The following is a 19,871-nucleotide window of genomic DNA, read 5'->3' on the forward strand; positions in this document are numbered from 1 at the left end:
AAATGCCATGTAATATAAGAAAAAAATTCTTTGCAGAACTATTGGGAACATTTTTCCTAGTATTTTTCGGTACAGGATCTGCTGTTGTAACATTATTGATATCCAACAGCATCACTCCTGGAGCTGCAGGTATTGGACCTTTAGGAGGTTTAGGTGACTGGATTGCTATTGCTTTAGCATTTGGTCTAACTGTAATGATATGTATTTATGTATTTGGTAAGATATCAGGTGCACATTTGAATCCTGCTGTAACTATTGGATTACTTGTCACTAAAAACATTGCTTTAATTGACAGTATCTACTATATAGTTGCACAAGTGGTTGGTGCTTGTCTTGGAAGTTTAGCATTATTCTTATGTCTCGGTGCTCCTGCAGTCGCTATAGGTGGGCTTGGTGCAACAGCTCCTGGACTTGGAGTAAGCTACCTGCAAGCCATGTTTGCTGAGTTTTTAGGAACATTCTTCCTAATGATGGTTGTAATGGGTGTTGCAGTTGATAAAAAAGCAGAACCTGGTTTTGCCGGAATTTCCATTGGTATGACTGTCACTGCAGTAATTGTAGTTTTAGGTGCATTTACAGGTGCTTCAATCAACCCTGCACGTACATTCGGACCATACTTGATGGATATGATTTTAGGTGGTCAAAACCTCTGGGGATTCTTCCCGATATACTTAGTCGGACCGATTCTCGGTGCAATCTGTGCAGCATTTGCATATGCATACCTTGCAAAAGATAGTGGAGTTTGTGAACTTCCACAACCATTCCAAGAATAAATCATTTGATTTATTCTCCTTTTTTCTTTTTTTTAATAAGCTATTTAATTAATTAAAACCAAATATTATTTTAGGTGATAATTTGAGTTTTGATATTAAGGAAGCTATTTTAATTTTTATTCGCGGAGTCCTTATGGGTTCTGCAGATATTGTTCCTGGAGTTTCAGGCGGAACAATAGCATTGATTACAGGAATTTATGGTCATTTGGTCGAATCAATCAGTAAAATCCATTTTGGATTTATGAAACCCCTATTGAAAGGGGATATTAACGGATTTATAGACCAGCTGTTCGATGAAATAGATTTCAAATTCTTCATTCCATTGGTTTTAGGTATTGGCGTTGCATTTTTGACTCTTGCTAAAGTTGTTACCTACTGTATGGACGCACATACAGCATTGACATATTCATTCTTCTTGGGATTGATTATAGCTTCTGCAGTAATATTATTTAAAAAACTCAATAAAATCAACTGGAAAATCATATTGTTTGCTGTTTTAGGTGCTATTTTAACTTTCATATTTGTAAGCCTAAATCCTATTGCAGCCAACCATTCCTTAATTGTAATATTCCTTTCCGGTATGATAGCTATATGTGCAATGATTTTGCCAGGTATTTCAGGTTCATTCCTGCTCTTGCTTTTAGGACAGTACAAATACATGCTGAATGCCCTTCACCAGCTTCATATAGTTGATATAATCGTTTTCGTAGTTGGTGCGGTAATAGGTATTCTAGGATTTTCCAAAATCCTGAACTATCTACTTAAAAACCATGAAGAAATCACAATGGCATTTCTAATTGGGGTCATGCTCGGATCACTGAAAGTTCCTTGTGTGGAGATTGCAAATTCCGTTGCTTTAAACTTTGCAGGTTTAATTCCTTGTCTGATTGTTGCTATAATAGGTTTTGCAATTATTATTATTTTAGAAACCAGATTTGATTATATGGAATAGTCATATAATCCATTTTTTAAAATTTATTAACAATTAAAAATATATTTAAATACAATGCTAGTTTTAAAAAAGATTAAAAAACAGTGGAGATTATATCCAATAGGTTCTCCAAAAGGAGCCTTAAATCATAAAAGAGAACCTGAATTTGTTGGAAATATTAAATTCAGCAATGATGATGACTCATTATCTATTTCCAGATTTGTTGCCGATTATAATTTCAATGATAATTCCACCCTAAATGAAAAGCTGATGCCTCCTGGAGAGGTTATTAAGCTTTTAAGAAGCCAAGCTGTTTTTCTTGCAACACCCGACGAAAAGGTGGAAAAGTTCCTGAAGTCACTAAATATCAAAGTCAGAAAAACCCAAGTATGTGACTTTTGCGCTTATGAGGGAAATATCACAATAGTCAATTCATCCTATTCTTATAAACACAACAATCAATTGATATGTAAGGATTGTGCCTATGATACAATCAAACAGGAAATTGAGCTTCAGGGTTTTGATAAGACCATTTTCAGAAATTTAAAAAACACTTTAGAAAAAACCGGAAACCTTGAGAAAACATTATCTGTTTTGGACCCTCATTTTGATCCAATAAAAAACAGAAATCTGACATTATTTGATAAAACCAAAAAATCAAGGCATATCATACCTCCGGTTGATATGAAGCGTCTCAAGATTCCTAAGGATTTTAAGGAAGTTCTGCTTGATTCCGGAAATACCAAGCTATTGCCGGTTCAGTATCTGGCCATTAAGGAAGGGCTTCTAAAAGGTGAGGATTTGCTTGTCGTAAGTGCAACAGGTTCCGGTAAAACTCTGGTCGGTGAGCTAGCAGGTATAACCGAAACCCTAAAGGGCAAGAAATTCATATTTTTAACTCCGTTAGTTGCTCTTGCAAATCAGAAGTATAGGGATTTTAAAAAGAAATACAAAAAGTTAGGCCTGAATGTGGCCATTAAAGTAGGAAGAAATCGTGTAAAGGCAAAAGGCGAGTTGAAACTTCCCGATTCTGATGTATCCAAGGCAGATATTGTCGTTGCAACTTATGAAGGAATAGATTATCTTTTAAGAAACGGCAACTCAAAAAGCCTGTTGAATTTGGGTGTTGTGTTAATCGATGAGATTCATATGATTGATGATGAAGACAGAGGAACTCGTTTAAATGGTCTGATTAAACGTATAAAGAATTTATATCCAAAAACCCAGATTATTGGCCTTTCTGCAACTGTCAAAAACCCTGAATTTTTAGCCTCAGAATTCAATATGAAGCTCGTACAATATTCAGAGCGGCCGGTTCCACTTGAGAGACACCTGGTTTATACAAGAAACGAATCTCAAAAGCGCCATCTGATGAGAAATCTTGTTCAAAAGGAATTCAATACCAAATCCAAGAAGGGCTTTAGGGGCCAAACTATCATATTTACCAATTCAAGGCGCAAAACCCATCAAATCGCTAATTATTTAACCAATAAGAGAGTCAATGCCCAGGCATACCATGCGGGATTGTCATATTATAAAAAAGAAAAGATTGAAAAGGATTTTGATAAGGGAAAAATTTCCTGTGTCGTAACTACTGCAGCTCTTGCAGCGGGTGTGGACTTTCCGGCTTCACAGGTAATATTTGACTCGCTTGTAATGGGAAACAAGTGGATAAATCCAAATGAGTTTTCACAGATGCTGGGCCGTGCTGGAAGACCATCCTATCACGATAGGGGTATTGTTTATCTGCTTCCGGAAGTAGGCAATGATTTTGCAGGTGAATCCGAAGAATCAAAGGCTCTTGACCTTCTGGAAAGCAATCATGAGGATGTCTATATTGAATATGATGAAGAGTCAGCTTATGAGCAGATTTTAGCAGACATCTCTTCAACTTCAATCAAATCAAGAGAGGAGCTGAATAAGTTTTACAGCAACATTGATGTTCCTGTTTCCTTAAAAATCGCAGTTGATGAAATGGAGGATTTGGGATTGATCAATATTTCAGCCAACAATAGGTTGGAAGTTACAAAGTATGGAAGGGCAACATCAGTATCATTTCTATCAATTGAAGAGGCGGAATTCATTAAAAATACCTTAAACGATAAAGAATACCTTATAAGGTATGTGGGCCATTCCCCAATGTATAAGAAAAAGGACCAGTATGATAAGCTGAAAGTGTTGATTCTGGCAATGGCCTTGGATTTGGAGATGTTTGAAAACGCATATTTGTCAAGTGTTATTCACAACCAGATTTCAAATGCCTTGAAGATAAAATTCTCAACAAGATTGTTTGCAGAATCCACTTTGGATATCATATCATCAGGGGAAGCTATTGAAAAGGTTGATAAGAAATTTCAGGATGCCCTAATAGCTCTTCAAACAGATTTCATGCAGTGCAACTGTCAGGACAGACCATTCTGCAGTTGTATGCAAAGGGGAATATCTGAAATCATTATTCATGAGCGTCTTAAGGGCAAGGATCCTCAGGACATTTCAAATAAGCTGTTCAGAAAGTATCAAATACAGGTCTATCCGGGGGATATTTTTTCATGGCTGGATAATTTTGTCAAAAACTTGGATGCAATTAAGAGAATTTCAAAATCATTTAATAAAAATAATATAGTTAAAAAAACTAACTATTTAATTAAGAAAATAGAAAATGGGTGAATGCAATGTATGCAGAAGATAAGATATTAATTGGTTGTAATGAAAACGAAAATGTGTTTTTATTACCCAAAATGGCTAATAGGCATGGTATAATTGCTGGAGCAACAGGTACAGGTAAAACAGTTACCTTAAAAGTATTGGCTGAATCTTTTTCAGATTTGGGAGTTCCAGTATTTTTAGCGGATATGAAAGGGGACATTTCAGGTCTTGTAAAGGTAGGTTCAACAAACGACTTCATTGCAAAGAATGTTGAAGCGTTTGGCCTTGAAGAGAAAGGATTTAATTTCCATGAATATCCTGTTGAATTTTGGGATTTGTTCGGAGAAAAAGGAATCCCTGTTAGAGTGACACTATCTGAAATGGGTCCTGTTTTACTTTCAAAAATATTAAATTTATCCGAAGCGCAAGCAGGTGTTTTAAATATAGTATTCAGGGTTGCTGATGATGAATCCCTTTTAATAATTGATTTGAAAGATTTAAAAGCAATGATTAATCATGTCGTTGAAAACAAGGACCAGTATGAAAGCCAATATGGTGCAATTGCTCCAAAATCAGCAAGTACAATTTTAAGAAGCCTGATTGCCTTTGAAGACCAAGGCGGAAATCTGTTCTTTGGTGAACCTGCACTTGATTTAGATGATTTCATGCAAGTCGATGATAATGGAAAAGGTGTTATCAATGTTTTGGATGCTCAAAAATTATCATTATCACCTGAAATATATTCAACATTCCTGCTTTGGATGATGTCCAGCCTATATCAAAACTTGCCTGAAGTAGGGGACATGGACAAACCTAAATTCGTATTCTTCTTTGATGAAGCACATTTGTTGTTTGATGAAATCTCACCTGAATTTGCAAAAAAAATCGAGCAAATAGTAAGGCTTATCAGGTCAAAAGGAGTGGGATTATACTTTATTTCACAATCTCCTGCAGACATTCCTGATGACATTTTGGCACAGCTTGGAAACCGTATCCAGCATGCACTTCGCGCATACACTCCAAAAGATCAAAAGGCTGTAAAGGTTGCAGCTGAAACTTTCAGACCAAACCCTAATTTTGATACTGCTGAGGTCATTTCCAATTTGGGAACCGGTGAAGCATTGGTTTCTACTCTTGATGAAAAAGGTGCTCCAAATGTTGTTGAACAAGTCAAAATAGTTCCTCCTCAAAGTCACATTGGAGCTATTGATGATGATTTGCGCCAGCAAATTATTGACATATCCGAATTCAAATCCAAATATTGGGAAGCTTTAGACAGTGAATCAGCTTATGAACTGTTACTGAACAAAATAGATTCAAATCCAAATATTGAAAGTGAAGTTCCAGAAGTCGATAAACAGATAATTGAAGAGGTCAAAACCCAAAAACAAGAGGCACCTGAACCTGTAGAAGAAGCGCCTGAATCAGCTGAGGAAGCTCCTGCACAGCAAGGTTCCATTTTAGGAGATATTCTAGGAACTGTTATTGCAGGCCAAACTCAAACCAAGGGTAAAAGAACCAAAAAATCCGCTCAGCAAAAAATGGTTGAAAAGGCAGCTACACAGGCCGTCAATACTGCAGCCCGTGAAGTTACAAAAGGAATCATGAGGGGCATATTCGGTCAGATGAAGTAGGTGATTAGATGGCACACCCTCACATAAAAGCTATTGAAAGCATGAATGCATCATCTTTCATAGGCATCATTGAAGAGTCTAAATTGACCTATGTTCGAGACAATCTGGATATTCATCTTCATGAAAGTCAAGTTAAACTACTAAAACAAGTTAAAAAGCATGAAAAAGCTCATCACAAACGTATCAGAATAAAACAGTATGAAAAAGCTGAAAAAACTGATTTGTTCAAGTTACATGAAGGTTTATACCTTAAAAGCTATAGGAAATTAGCTAAAAAGGGACTGATTGAAATTGATGAAAATCCTGAAAACGGTCTTCCATATGATTGTTCATTGACTGATTACGGTAAAGAGATTTTAGAAGAAATCGCTCGTTTGGAAAGTGAATGGGAAGATGTTGTTGGAATAACTGATGATGATTTGGAAGTTTTAAAAACATTGGCTCTTAATTCATTTGAAATTTCCTATAACCATAAGAAAAAATTGGATTTCATATTCTAAAAGCTATTATCCAATAGCTTTACTTTTTTTTAATTTTACTTGATTATTTATATTATAAAATTTAAACATAATAATATATTTAATAAATTCGGGGGCATTATTTTGTTTAAAAATTATAAGCTATTAATACTTTTAACTTTCATTATCTTATTAATCGCAGTTCCTTCAAGTTTTGCTCATGAAAACGACACGATATTGTCGGTTGAAGAGGGGAATGGTGATCTTATTGAAATCAGTGATGATGTAGATGTTGTTAGGGGAAGCAATGACTATTATTTTAATGCTTCAGCTAAGGATGACAATGGTAATGGTTCTATAGACAATCCTTATAGAGATTTGAAGGCGAGTAGAATTAACTCAAATTCAAATATCCACTTGGCGAATGGTGAATATTTTTTAGATACCTCAAAAACCATTGAAAATGTAAATATAATCGGCGAAAACGCCAAAAGCACCATCATTAAATTTGCAGGTGTTGCTTTTACAGTTGAGAAGTCCTTAACCCTTACTAACCTAACAATGTATGAGGCGACCATAGAGAATAATAAGAATCTGAACGCCACCAACGTTATCTTTAAAAACGGTTGTGGCAAAAAGATAGACGGGTATTCAAATATTCTTGGAGGAGCCATAACATGCCCTAATTCCGACTATACTCCAACCGTAAACATTAACAACTGCACTTTCATTGACAATTATGCAGAATATGGTGGTGCAATCTATATGCTTGGTGGTAGTCTTGACATCACAGACTCCCTTTTCATAAACAATTATGCTTATAATTTTGGTGGTGCAATAGCCTGTGAATACGGTACCAACATTAAAATTTCAAAATCAAAATTCTTGAATTCACATTCCGTTGCGGATGCAGGGGGAGCGATTTATACAAGGCAGGCAACTTTAAATTTAAATAATGTCAATATTACTAATTCATCAGCGACTTTCGGAGGTGCAATTGCATCTTTAAATACTGCATTCACCTCAAACTATTTGAAAGTTCAGGATTGTTCCGCAAAATGGGATGGTGGAGCGGTCTATCATATGTATGGTAATTTCACATCACTTTATGGTAATTTTGAAAATAACTCAGCAAATAACGGTGGAGCATTGTTCATCGATAATTCAACCAGTTTGTTCTTAAGATATAATAAGTTCATTTCAAATCAGGCCGGTTTGACTGCGGGTGGTGTATATTCCATCTGCAATACCTTAAAAAGCGGAGGTTCTGTGAGAAATATGAATACATATACCGGAAACAGTGCCGTTTTCCAAAATGACGCCTATGAAGCATCTTCCATAAACTTGGATATTGCCAATGGAAATTACTCAATGTATAGGCACAATGAATCTGAAATCACAGTATTGCCTTCAGCATATAGCTTGAGGGATTATAATCTTGTAACAATTCCAAAGGATCAACAGTCATCTGGAAACTGTTGGGCATTTGCTGCAATAGCAGTATTGGAATCATCTATCTTGAAAGCCTCCGGACCATCCTTGGATCTGTCTGAAGAAAACATGAAAAACGTTATTGAGATGTACTCTGACTATGGATGGAAAATGGATACAAATGAAGGTGGATATGACAAAATGCATTTCGGATATCTTGCAAGCTGGTTGGGTCCTGTTTTGGAAAATGATGATCCTTTTGATGACAAGTCCACGTTGTCACCTGTTTTAAACAGCATCATGCATGTCCAGAACATCAAAACTTTAAAACGTGACAATTACTTGGACAATGATGAAATCAAAATGGCCATACTGAAATATGGTGCTGTCGGAACATCAATGTATTTTGATAACAATTTCTTCAGGGGAAAAGGCTACTATTGCTGGTATTCAACTCCATCCAATCATGCCGTCACTATTGTCGGATGGGATGACAACTATCCGAGAAGCAACTTCTATGGACTTCCTAGTGAGTATGGCGATGGGGCCTGGATTGTAAGGAACAGCTGGGGTCCTGATTGGAAGGATCACGGATATTTCTATGTTTCCTATTATGATGAGAAATTCGCAGAGCCTGGCAGTGACAATGTTGCCTATGCAATAATTCTGAATGATACAATAAAATACGATAGGAACTACCAGTATGATATTGGAGGAATGACAAATTACTACTACATAAATTCACCTTCAATCTGGTATAAGAACGTATTTACTGCAATAGATGATGAGTATATAGCAGGAGTGTCAACATACTTTGAAAAGATAACTAATTGGACAGCTTCCGTTTATGTTAATGGGGTTGTTCAAGCTGTTAACAGCGGCACTTCAAATCCAGGATACTATACAATTGATCTTGGCCAGTTTATACCTGTCAAATCAGGCGACAAATTTGTTGTTGAGTTTAAGGTAAGCAATGGAGATGCCACTTCACTTCCGATTTCTGAAAGCTGTTCACTTAATAAAATGGTATATATGCCGGAAATTTCTTATTTGAGCGTAGACGGAACCAACTGGCATGATCTGTTTAATTTGAGTGGAACTTTTGGAACCCATGTATACTATTCACAGGTGGCATGTATCAAGGCATTCACAATTCTAAATGAGATTAACACAATAACCAATCTGAATGTCATTAGAAATGATGATGTTGTTGAGATTATGGCTACAGTCATAGACCAATACGGCAATTTGGTGAAAAATGGAAAGGTCACATTCAATTTTAATGGAGATGACTTTGCTGTCAATATAAATAATGGAATTGCCAGCTTCACTAATCATTTAAGTCATGGATATAACACCATATCCGCAACATTCAATGCAGTAGGTTATAACTCTTCTTCAAATTCAACAATTGTTGTTTATGACTATTATAAAACAGATTCGAATATCTCAGCATCCGCCAATAACATTTATGTGGATGAAACTCCTGTTGTTAATGTTGCTTTAGATGATGGTGCAACCGGAAGAGTTTCAATCATGATTGGTGAAGAGGAATACTTTGCTGACGTAGTGGAAGGTAGTGCAACCATTTATCTTCCAAGTTTGTCTGCCGGTTCATATGTCTTTGATGTGCTCTACAGCGGTGATGCTAACTATTGGGATGCTTTGACTCAGGTTGCATTTAATGTAGCCAAGTATGGAACCAATATTTCAGCTTCCTCCCGTACAATCAGAGTGGATCAGAATGCTGTTGTAAATGTTGTATTAAATGGTGATGCAACCGGAAACGTTTACATTACAGTTAATGGAATTGATTATATTGGTGTTGTAGAAAATGGCAATGCAGTTATTGAACTTCCGGTAATTCCTCAAGCCGGTTCACACACTTTTGACGTGATTTACAGCGGTGATGGTAGATACTTGGCCAATGCTACTCAGGTTACTTTCAATGTAAACAAGTATTATATAACTATTAAGGCTACTGCCCGCACTGTACACGTTGGAGATGACGTTACAGTTAACGTTGCCGTGTCCAAGGATGCGACTGGTTATGTTTCCATCTTTGTTGATGGTGTTGAATATTCTGGAATCATTAATAAGGGTAATGCGGTAATCATCATTCCTGATTTGCCTGCAGGGGAGTACTCCTTTGAGGTTGTCTACAGTGGTGATGCAAAATATAAAAATAAATATAATGTTGTTACATTCAATGTTAACCGGTACAAATCCACCATTAAGGCGACTGCATCTACAGTTAGAGTTGATCAGAATGCTGTTGTAAAGGTGGTCTTGCCAAATGATGCAACAGGCAAGGTTTCAATTGTCATTGATGGTATTGTGTATTCAGGTGTTGTTTCAAAAGGTGCTGCAAGCATCATACTTCCGAATATGCCTGCAGACAAATATACGTTGGATGTATTGTACAGCGGTGATGGTAGATACTTGGCCAATGCTACTCAGGTTACTTTTAATGTGAACAAGTATTATATAACTATTAAGGCTACTGCCCGCACTGTACACGTTGGCGATGACGTTACTGTTAATGTTGTTGTGTCCAAGGATGCGACTGGTTATGTTTCCATCTTTGTTGATGGTGTTGAATATTCTGGAGCTATCAATAAGGGTAATGCGGTAATCATCATTCCTGATTTGCCTGCCGGGGAGTACTCCTTTGAGGTTGTCTATAGTGGTGATGCAAAATATAAAAATAAATATAATGTTGTTACATTCAATGTTAACAGGTACAAATCCACCATTAAGGCAACAGCACGTACAGTAAGGTTAGGTGATGATGTAACGGTCAATGTAGTATTGCCTAATGATGCAACAGGCAAGGTTTCCATTGTCATTGGTGGTGTAAAATATACGGGCATTGTTTCTAAAGGCGCTGCAAGCATCATACTTCCGAATTTGCCTATAAACCAATATGCGTTAGACGTGCTGTACGGTGGAGATGAAAAATACAAGTCTTCAACTACAGTGGTTACATTCAATGTCAACAAGCTTAATCCATCAATGAAAGCCAGTGCAGCTACTGTCAAAGTGGGAAATGATGTTGTTGTTAATGTGAAATTGTCCAGTGATGCAACAGGTAATGTTTTCATTGTCATTGGTGGTGTAAAGTATACAGGCATTGTTTCAAATGGCGCTGCAAAAATCATTATTCCTGATTTGCCTGCGGGCCAATATTCATTGGAAGTAAAATACAGCGGTGATGACAAGTATAAGACAAAGACAACTACTGTATCATTTAATGTGAATAAGAACAATGTTAGAATGAAGGCTACTGCACGTACTGTTAAAGTTGGCAATAATGTCACTGTAAATGTAGCATTGTCTGATGACGCTACTGGAATCGTATACATTAATGTTAATGGAAAGGTCTATATCGTTGAGGTTGAAGGTGGAAATGCGGTTATCGTGATTCCTAATCTGCCGGTAAAACAATATTCATTGGATGTTTACTATAGCGGTGATGGTAAGTACAAGAATTATACATCCGTTGTAACATTTAATGTCAACCCATAATTAAAAGAGTATTTATCTCTTTTATTTATTCTCTTTTTTTAAATTTTTTTCAAGTTCATTTGATAACTTTATATATATTTGTCAACATATATAGAATTTGAATAAATTTTTATTTAGGGTTGATGAAATGAAATTTAATAAAATATATTTGATAGTAATAGCACTATTGATATTGTTAATTTCATTAAATTCTATTTCAGCTGCTGATTTAGATGATAATAATGTTACTCAAGCTGCTGATAATGATTTAATTGATGATATTGGTAGTGTTGATTCAAATCAATATTTAAAATCAAATATTGATGAATCTACGTTAAATGACAGTAATAATGAAATAATTGTAAATGATTGGAACGATTTACAGTATTACTGTTCCTTGAATGATAAGGATTACACATTGAAGTTGAAAGAAAATACAAATTATTATCCTGATAGTATAAGTGATTCCAGTTATCAGATTTTAATAAAGAATAATGTAAAAATCATAGGTAATACTGGTGCATATATTGGAGATACTTCTCCTAATGCTGGCAATATTACATACACTGCAATGAAAGTGGAAGATGATAATGGCATCGGCATTACTTTAGAAAATATTGAATTCAAATGGATTGGTACAGGTTATCAGCCGGATGGAGTATTTTTACAGATGGGTGGTAATTCAGCAAATTTAATTAAAAATTGTTATTTCCATAATATTTCCACTAATCTAGGTCATTCTAGTATCGTTTATCTTAAGAAAGGTACTGCAGTTTTAGAAAACTGTACTTTTATTAATTGTACTACTGATTTTGGTTGCGTAAGTATATATTACCCTAAGGATGATCCGACCGGCACATGTACTAGTGCTTCTATGCAGGTTAACGACTGTTACTTTGAAGGTAACTATGCTAAAACCGAACCTGGTTGTATTAATAACTGTGGGGTACTAGTTGTTAATAATAGTACTTTCTATAAAAATAGTGCTTTCTGGTGGGCTGGTGCAATACATACTCATGGTGGTGCTAACACTACCATATATGATTCCGACTTTATAGATAATCTAGCAGGTTGGAATGGTGGTGCATTATATACCTATAGTTACTTACAGATTTACAACACTAGGTTTATAGGTAACAACTGTACTACTAATAATGGTGGTGGTGCTATTGGTGCTTGTAAATATCTCCATGCTCCATACATACGTATTGAAGAATGTCTATTTGAAAACAATGAAAACCTCTGTTGGGGATTGGACGAATTGTCAACTAGTGGTACCGGTCGTGGAGGAGCAATATCCCTTATGGATGAAGGGGGTCTTGAAGTATATAATTCTGTATTTATAAAAAACAGTGCTTCTATCGGTACTGCAATCTGTGCTATTAACGGTGGTCTCAGCTACGGTTCTCCAGATGTAAAAATTATAGGAAATCAATTCATCAACCATACTCGTGTTGGAGACGTATTGGACGTTAGGGTAGCAACAGGATCCACCGCAGAAATCAGGGATAACTATTATTATAACAATTCATTGGTATATCAAAAGCTCAAACTTACCGCTGATGATCCAGTCAATGGAATAGTAACTTTCCATTTGGATGCTGCATTGAAAAATCCTACATCCTTTGATGCGGACATTTTAGATAAATCTACATATGATGTTTATGTAAATGGAGTGTATAATACAACTGTTTCCAGTAGGGATTTTGAATTAAATCTTGGAAAAGGCAATACTGCTCGAGTTTATGTAATGCCATCTATATCAAACAGTAAAAGTAACGAGGTTTCTGCAGGTATTGCAAAAACATTCATTTTTGTATCACAAAAAAATGGTAATGATGCAAATAATGGGTTGACTAGAAGCAAAGCAGTTAAGACATTATCTAAAGCAATCGAACTTGCAACCGCAACCGAAAATATTGTTCTCATAGATGGAACATTTGGCGAAGCCAATTTAGTAATCAACTACAATTTGACAATTGTTGCTGAAAACAATGCAGCCATAACTGTCACAGGAAATGCATTCAAAATCACTAACGGTGATGTCAAGTTTGAAAATGTTACCTTTAAAAATTCCAAATACGGATCAAGTTCTAAAAATAGACTTATCAATCAGTCAAGTTCAGGATTTTTAATATTTGATGGATGTACATTTGAAAATAATCAATATAAGGCACACATTGAAGCTGATGGTATTGTAGAAGGTGAAAATCTAATATTCAATAATAATAAGGAAGGTTCATTCATTATAGCCAATTCAATTTCCATTAAGTCTTCAATTTTCACCAATAATATAGCAACATATACTTTATATGGCAGTATATTGAAGTATAAGACTCAAACAACAAAGTTTGAGGTTGAAAACTTAATTTTCATTAACAACACTGTTTATAATGGTTGTATAGATGTTAAGAAGAATAAGGCAAATATTATAGACTGTACATTCATTGGAAATAAACAGACAAATAGGGCTTCAGGAATATATACGGAAGATAGTTGTAGTGTAGCCATTCAATCTTGTAAATTCATTAACAATACAGATACGGGCAAATATGCCTCAGTTATTTATATTAGTTCAGGTTCATTGTTGGTCAGAGATTCAATCTTCTTAAATAATTCATATGAAAACGATAATCATGTAATCATTAATGGTGGTGATTCCCATCTTAAAAAATTGACTGCCAATAATAATTGGTGGGGAAACACTCCTGATAACTTGACCAAACCTGCTTTAAAGGTATATCCTAAGTCAAATCAATTGCCGAATGGTTGGGATCCTGCAAAAACATGGCTGATATTAAATGTATCATCTTTAAGCAATGAAGCTGAACTTAATAAAGCCGTCCCAGTCCAGTTCTCATTCACTCAAATAGATAATGAAGGAAATATAACAAATTATGATGGTGTAAATTTACCAAGCTTTGATTTGGATTTAACTGCAGTAAATGGAGTCTGTTCTGATAACAAAGTCACAGTTGAAAATGGAATGGCTCTTGTTTATTATACCTTAAATAGCAGAGATGGTGGCTCTCTTACAGGGTCTTTCAATGGAAAAAGCGCTACAATCAACTTTACATTTGCCAAATCCACACCTGAAATGTCAATCGATGCACAAGACATTACCGTGGGAAGCAACGCAAGGATTGTCGTAAATGTCAACTCTGGAGTTACAGGTCAAATTAGGCTTAAGGTAGGAAATGTTACCCAAACAAAAGCAATTTCAAACTCAAAAGCGATATTTGCAATTTCAGGTCTTGCAGCAGGCAATTATACTATAGAAGCTAATTACACAGGTGATGATAATTACAAATCCACTTTAAAAACAGCTAATATGACTGTAAATAAAATTGATTCAACAATTGAAATATCTGCAGGAGATATTGTCTTAAATAATGATGTCACATTTACATTCACTGTGCCTAACGATGCAACAGGAACTATTGATGTTTATGTCAATGATGTAAAGAAAGCCACAATCGATGTCAATGACAATTATGTAATCAGCAAAATAAAAAGAGGCGATTATGTAATTAAAGCTGTTTATAATGGTGATGCGAAATACCTGCCTAGCGAAGACGAATTCTCATTTGAAGTTGGTAAACTGACACCTGCCTTAACAATTACAGTTTCAGACATTACCTATGGTGAGGACACTGTCGTTAATGTAAGGTCAAACACAGCAACCACAGGTAATGTGACAGTAACAATTGATGGAATAACTGCAACAGGTGAATTGGCTAGTGGAAGAACAACAGTTACAATCCCTGGAGTAAGTGCAGGCAATAACAAACTCGTAGAAGTATATTACCCAGGAGATAACAATTATAAAAACGCTTCAGGCAACACAACATATAATGTTGCTAAAGCAAACCTTGACTTTACAATTGATGTTAATAATATCAAAGTAGGAAGAGATGCAATAGCTGAAATCAGGCTTCCTGCAAGAAGTGGAGGAACATTAACAATCATAGGCATCAGGTCTGAAACCAAAAATGTTCCATCTTCAGGATTGGTCACATTAACATACTCTGATTTAGCTGTTGGAACTTATACAATTAAAGCAAAATACACAGGAAACAATTATGTAACAACCACAAGGTCAGCTACATTCGAGGTATCCGATTGGAATGCTCCTCAATGGGCAAATGAAGGTGGAGATTTAAGTCATACAGGTAAATCACCTTATGAAACTACAACAAACGGTAAAATCAAATGGTCTGCATCAGTTGATGAAATCAGTGGAAATCTGGCAATTGACAGTGAAGGAAATGTTTATGTTACAACAGTTGACGGAATATACTCCTTTAAGAGCAACGGACAGGGCAGATGGAATTACATATCAGATGACGCCGGTGCGAACTTTTCAGGAATAGCCATCAGTCGTGATGTAATCATTTCACCAAAATCCGAAGATACACTATATTTCATCAATCAAACTACCGGTCAAAGATACGGTCATGCAAATCTCTATCAAGGATCAAGCCTGTTTGCACCGATTGTTGATGCAGATGGAAACATCTACATCTCTGGTGAGGAACAAGGTGGATCCTACTTGGTAATTATTCCATATAATATATGGGAAAACGGTGGAAATCCAATATTAATTCCGTTAGGTTCAACTCCATCAGCAGCACCTACATTAATCAGTGATGATTTGGTTGCTGTTCCATGTTATGATTCAATCAAGATAGTTGATGTTTCATCAAGAACTGTTCAATCTTCAAAATCCGGAACAATAAACGGTGGAAATTCAGTAGTAGGTGATGGAAATGTCATATTTACATTCTTGTCCAATTCCATTGTTGCATTGAATGATGATGGCAGTCAGTTATGGTCCACTAGGGTTACTGGAGGTGTCGGCAGTCAATTGTTCTTGGACACGGAAATCGGTTTATATTCTGTTAATGCAAAAGGCGTATTATATCGTTATGACATTTTGGACGGCAGTGAAACTAAATTCACGGATTTAACCGTTACTTCAGGATTATTAATAGGAGAAGACAATAAGGTCTACTTTGCTTCAGGCAATGTATTCTACGCATTGGATAGTGAAGGAGACATCTTATGGAAAGCTAATTTGAATAATAATATTGTTGGAACTCCTGTTATGGATAGCCAAGGTACAATCTATGTCAATAGCCTAGATAAAGTTTATGCATTAACAAATGCAAATCTGAAAAATCCTTCATTAAGCATTAACGTTAATGATATCCATGTGGGTGATGATGAAGTCATTACTGTTTCATTGAATGAAAATGCTACCGGAGCCGTCAACATTGTTGTCAATGGCGAAACCTATTCAGTTGATGTCAATGATGGCGTTGCAACTCAAAGAATTTCCAATCTGCCTGCTGATGATTATACTGTCAACGTAATCTATCCGGGCGATATGAGATATACAACAGCAGTCAAAAATGCCGAGTTCAGCGTTTCCAAATACAATCCATACATGAATGTGACTAATTCAAACATTAACTATGGTCAAAAAGCTACATTTAATGCGGTTTTACCTTCTGATGCTACAGGTACTGTAACCGTTGATGTCGGCGGTAAAAGGGGCACAGCTAGTGTAAGTAATGGTAGGGCCACTGTCAGCATTTCTGGTTTAAAACGTGGAAATTACAATGCAACCATCAGTTACTCAGGAAACTTGAAATATGATGCTGATAGTAAAGTTAACGCCCTTTCTGTCGGTATGAATCTGACTACTTTCACAGTCAATATCGCCGATATTAATGTTGGTGATGATGCTGTCTTTAACATTGCCAGTCTGCCTAGCGATGCTTCAGGTAACATTTACGTTAATTTGGAAAACAACATTTATTCTTCAAGTGTGGTTAACGGCAAGGCAATTATTGTGGTTTCAGGATTATCAAGCGGCAGCAAAACCGCAACTGTCAGCTATTCAGATGATGATAACTATATGGCAAATTCAAAAACCGTTAAATTCAATGTAAACAAAATTAAAACAACAATGACCATTCCTCTGCAGAACATTAATGTAGGGGATACTGCTGTATTCAATATCACATTTTCAAAAAATGATGCTACAGGCACTGTAGAACTTACTATAAATAATGAAACCTACTCCTCTAATGTGGTTAAAGGCAGAACAACAATTTCCGTTCCTGATTTAGCTGCAGGCAGAAAATCTGCAGTATTTTCCTATTCAGGTGATGAAAAATACCTGCCGATTTCATATACAAAAATCTTTACCGTAAACAAAATCACTCCTAAATTAACTGTCAATTTCAATGATGAAGTTTGTGTTGGAGACTCAGTGGACTTTAATGTAGTGGCCAATTCAGATGCAACAGGAACAGTCACTGTCACATGTGATGGCAAAACTGCAACTGCAGATCTTGTTAAGGGTAAGGCAACTGTCAGGATCGCCAGTTTCACTTATGGCGATAAAACTGTAGTGGTTTCATATTCTGGAGATGGTAAGTATAATTCCAAGGAGATTTCATCTAACTTCAATGTAATTAAAGCATCTCCAAGGATTACAGTTTCAGCAGACAATATCCTATATGAAGAAAACGCCACAATTTCGGTCAGTATGGCCAATGACGCTATCAGTAACGTTAAAATTACTGTAGATAGTGCTGTTTACACTGTTAAAATCAGTTCAGGCAAAGCCACTTTTGTTGTTCCAGGCTTAAAGTCCGGTAGTCATAGTGTAACCGCAACTTATGGAGGGGATTCCAAATATGTTTCAGAATCAGCTTCCACTACTTTCAAAGTGAATAAGCATACTTTGAACATAAAGGTCACTGCCAATGACATATTATATGGTGAAAATGAGGTTATTACTGTTAATGTGCCTAGTGATGTTCCGGGTAACATCAATTTTGCTATTGATGGCAGTTCCCAAAAGTCTAAAATTACTTCTGGTAAGGCTGTTTTGAGTGTTGCCGGTTTGAAATCTGGTACTCATAGTGTTGTTGTAAGCTATGCGGGTAATGTCAAGTATAATGCGGGTTCTGCATCTACTAGCTTTATTGTATCAAAACATGATTTGAATATTAATGTAAAAGCGCAGGATATCATGTATGGTGAGAATGAGGTTATTACTGTTAATGTGCCTAGTGATGTTCCGGGTAACATCAATTTTGCTATTGATGGCAGTTCCCAAAAGTCTAAAATTACTTCTGGTAAGGCTGTTTTGAGTGTTGCCGGTTTGAAATCTGGTACTCATAGTGTTGTTGTAAGCTATGCGGGTAATGTCAAGTATAATGCGGCTTCCGCTTCTACTAGCTTTATTGTATCAAAACATGATTTGAATATTAATGTAAAAGCGCAGGATATCATGTATGGTGAGAATGAGGTTATTACTGTTAATGTGCCTAGTGATGTTCCGGGTAACATCAATTTTGCTATTGATGGCAGTTCCCAAAAGTCTAAAATTACTTCTGGTAAGGCTGTTTTGAGTGTTGCCGGTTTGAAATCTGGTACTCATAGTGTTGTTGTAAGCTATGCGGGTAATGTCAAGTATAATGCGGCTTCTGCATCTACTAGCTTTATTGTATCAAAACATGATTTGGATATGACTGTTAGTGTTCCTGATGTCAAATATGGTGAAAATGTAGTCATCACAGTTAATGTGCCTAGTGATGTTCCTGGTAACATCAAGTTTGTGATTGGTGGATCCATTTACCGTTCCAAAATCGTTTCAGGTGAGGCCGTTTCAATTTTGACTGGCTTAAGCGAAGGTACCTATGAGGTTACCGTGAGCTATGCGGGTAATGTCAAGTATAATCCAGCTTCCATATCCACTACATTTAATGTAGGTAGAAATTCATTGAATATTACTCCGATAGTCAGTGATATCTATTATGGTGAGAATGCTACAATTTCAGTAAATCTGCCTAGTGATGTTCCTGGAAACGTCAGGTTCATCGTTGATGGAACAACTTACATTGCAAAACTTGCTTCAGGAAAGGCCAGCGTTTCAATTCCAAATCTGAAATCAGGCCTTCACAACGTTACTGCAAAATATGCTGGAAATGTCAAGTATGCTCCGTCAATAGCCACAACAACTTTCAATGTCAACAAGCTCTCACCTGGATTGTCAGTTACTGCTGGAAATATTAAATACGGAAAAGATGCTTTGATTTCCGTTAGTATAGCTAAGGATGCTCCGGGTAATGTAAGAATCTATGTTGACGGTGTTGAGCATCGTGAAAAAATCAATTCTGGTAAGGTATCTCTTAGCATTTCCGGTTTACAAAAAGGCACTCACAAGGTGGTTGTAACATATGCGGGCAACATTAAATATACTAATGCCACAACAACCACTAGCTTTAAGGTAAGTTAAAATTATAGAGATTAATTTCTCTATTTTTTCTTATTTTTTTTAATCATTTTTTTGAACTTTTTTTTCATTTTTTTACTTATCAAATTTCACTGAATAATTATAAATATTACTTTATAATATATATAGGAATATTATTCATGTTTTATTGAATATGCTAATTAAATTATTAGGTGT

General features: G+C 35.9%; 7 protein-coding genes. All 7 read left to right on the forward strand.

Translation table 11 applies throughout. The features are described from left to right. Window positions 1-2 precede the first annotated feature (2 nt). The 7 genes from TL18_RS03855 (at window position 3) to TL18_RS03885 (ending at window position 19,697) form a co-directional block, all read left to right on the forward strand. On the forward strand, window positions 3-773 hold the full coding sequence (locus TL18_RS03855; RefSeq protein ID WP_067041595.1) for an MIP/aquaporin family protein: 771 nt from the start codon (window positions 3-5) through the stop codon (window positions 771-773). A 133-nt stretch (window positions 774-906) separates the two neighbouring features. Beyond that, window positions 907-1,725 (forward strand): DUF368 domain-containing protein, encoded by an 819-nt coding sequence (locus tag TL18_RS03860; protein WP_067045393.1) that lies wholly within the window; start codon window positions 907-909, stop codon window positions 1,723-1,725. A gap of 54 nt (window positions 1,726-1,779) precedes the next feature. Next, entirely contained in the window at window positions 1,780-4,371 is a 2,592-nt protein-coding gene (locus TL18_RS03865) for a DUF5814 domain-containing protein (protein ID WP_067041598.1), read from the forward strand. Window positions 4,372-4,376: 5 nt separating this feature from the next. Then, window positions 4,377-5,984 carry a helicase HerA-like domain-containing protein gene (locus TL18_RS03870; RefSeq protein ID WP_067041601.1) on the forward strand — a complete coding sequence of 536 codons (1,608 nt, stop codon included), beginning with the start codon at window positions 4,377-4,379 and terminating at the stop codon, window positions 5,982-5,984. A gap of 8 nt (window positions 5,985-5,992) precedes the next feature. Then, on the forward strand, window positions 5,993-6,484 hold the full coding sequence (locus TL18_RS03875; RefSeq protein ID WP_067041604.1) for a hypothetical protein: 492 nt from the start codon (window positions 5,993-5,995) through the stop codon (window positions 6,482-6,484). A gap of 102 nt (window positions 6,485-6,586) precedes the next feature. After that, the gene (locus TL18_RS03880; protein WP_067041607.1) at window positions 6,587-11,401 is read left to right on the forward strand and encodes an Ig-like domain repeat protein; all 4,815 of its coding nucleotides are present in this window, start codon (window positions 6,587-6,589) and stop codon (window positions 11,399-11,401) included. A 127-nt stretch (window positions 11,402-11,528) separates the two neighbouring features. Continuing rightward, window positions 11,529-19,697, forward strand: coding sequence for an Ig-like domain repeat protein (locus tag TL18_RS03885; protein ID WP_067041610.1), 8,169 nt, complete (start codon window positions 11,529-11,531; stop codon window positions 19,695-19,697). The last annotated feature ends 174 nt before the right edge of the window (window positions 19,698-19,871 follow it).

Origin of the sequence: Methanobrevibacter sp. YE315, from assembly GCF_001548675.1 — an archaeon.
Classification (GTDB): Archaea; Methanobacteriota; Methanobacteria; order Methanobacteriales; family Methanobacteriaceae; genus Methanocatella.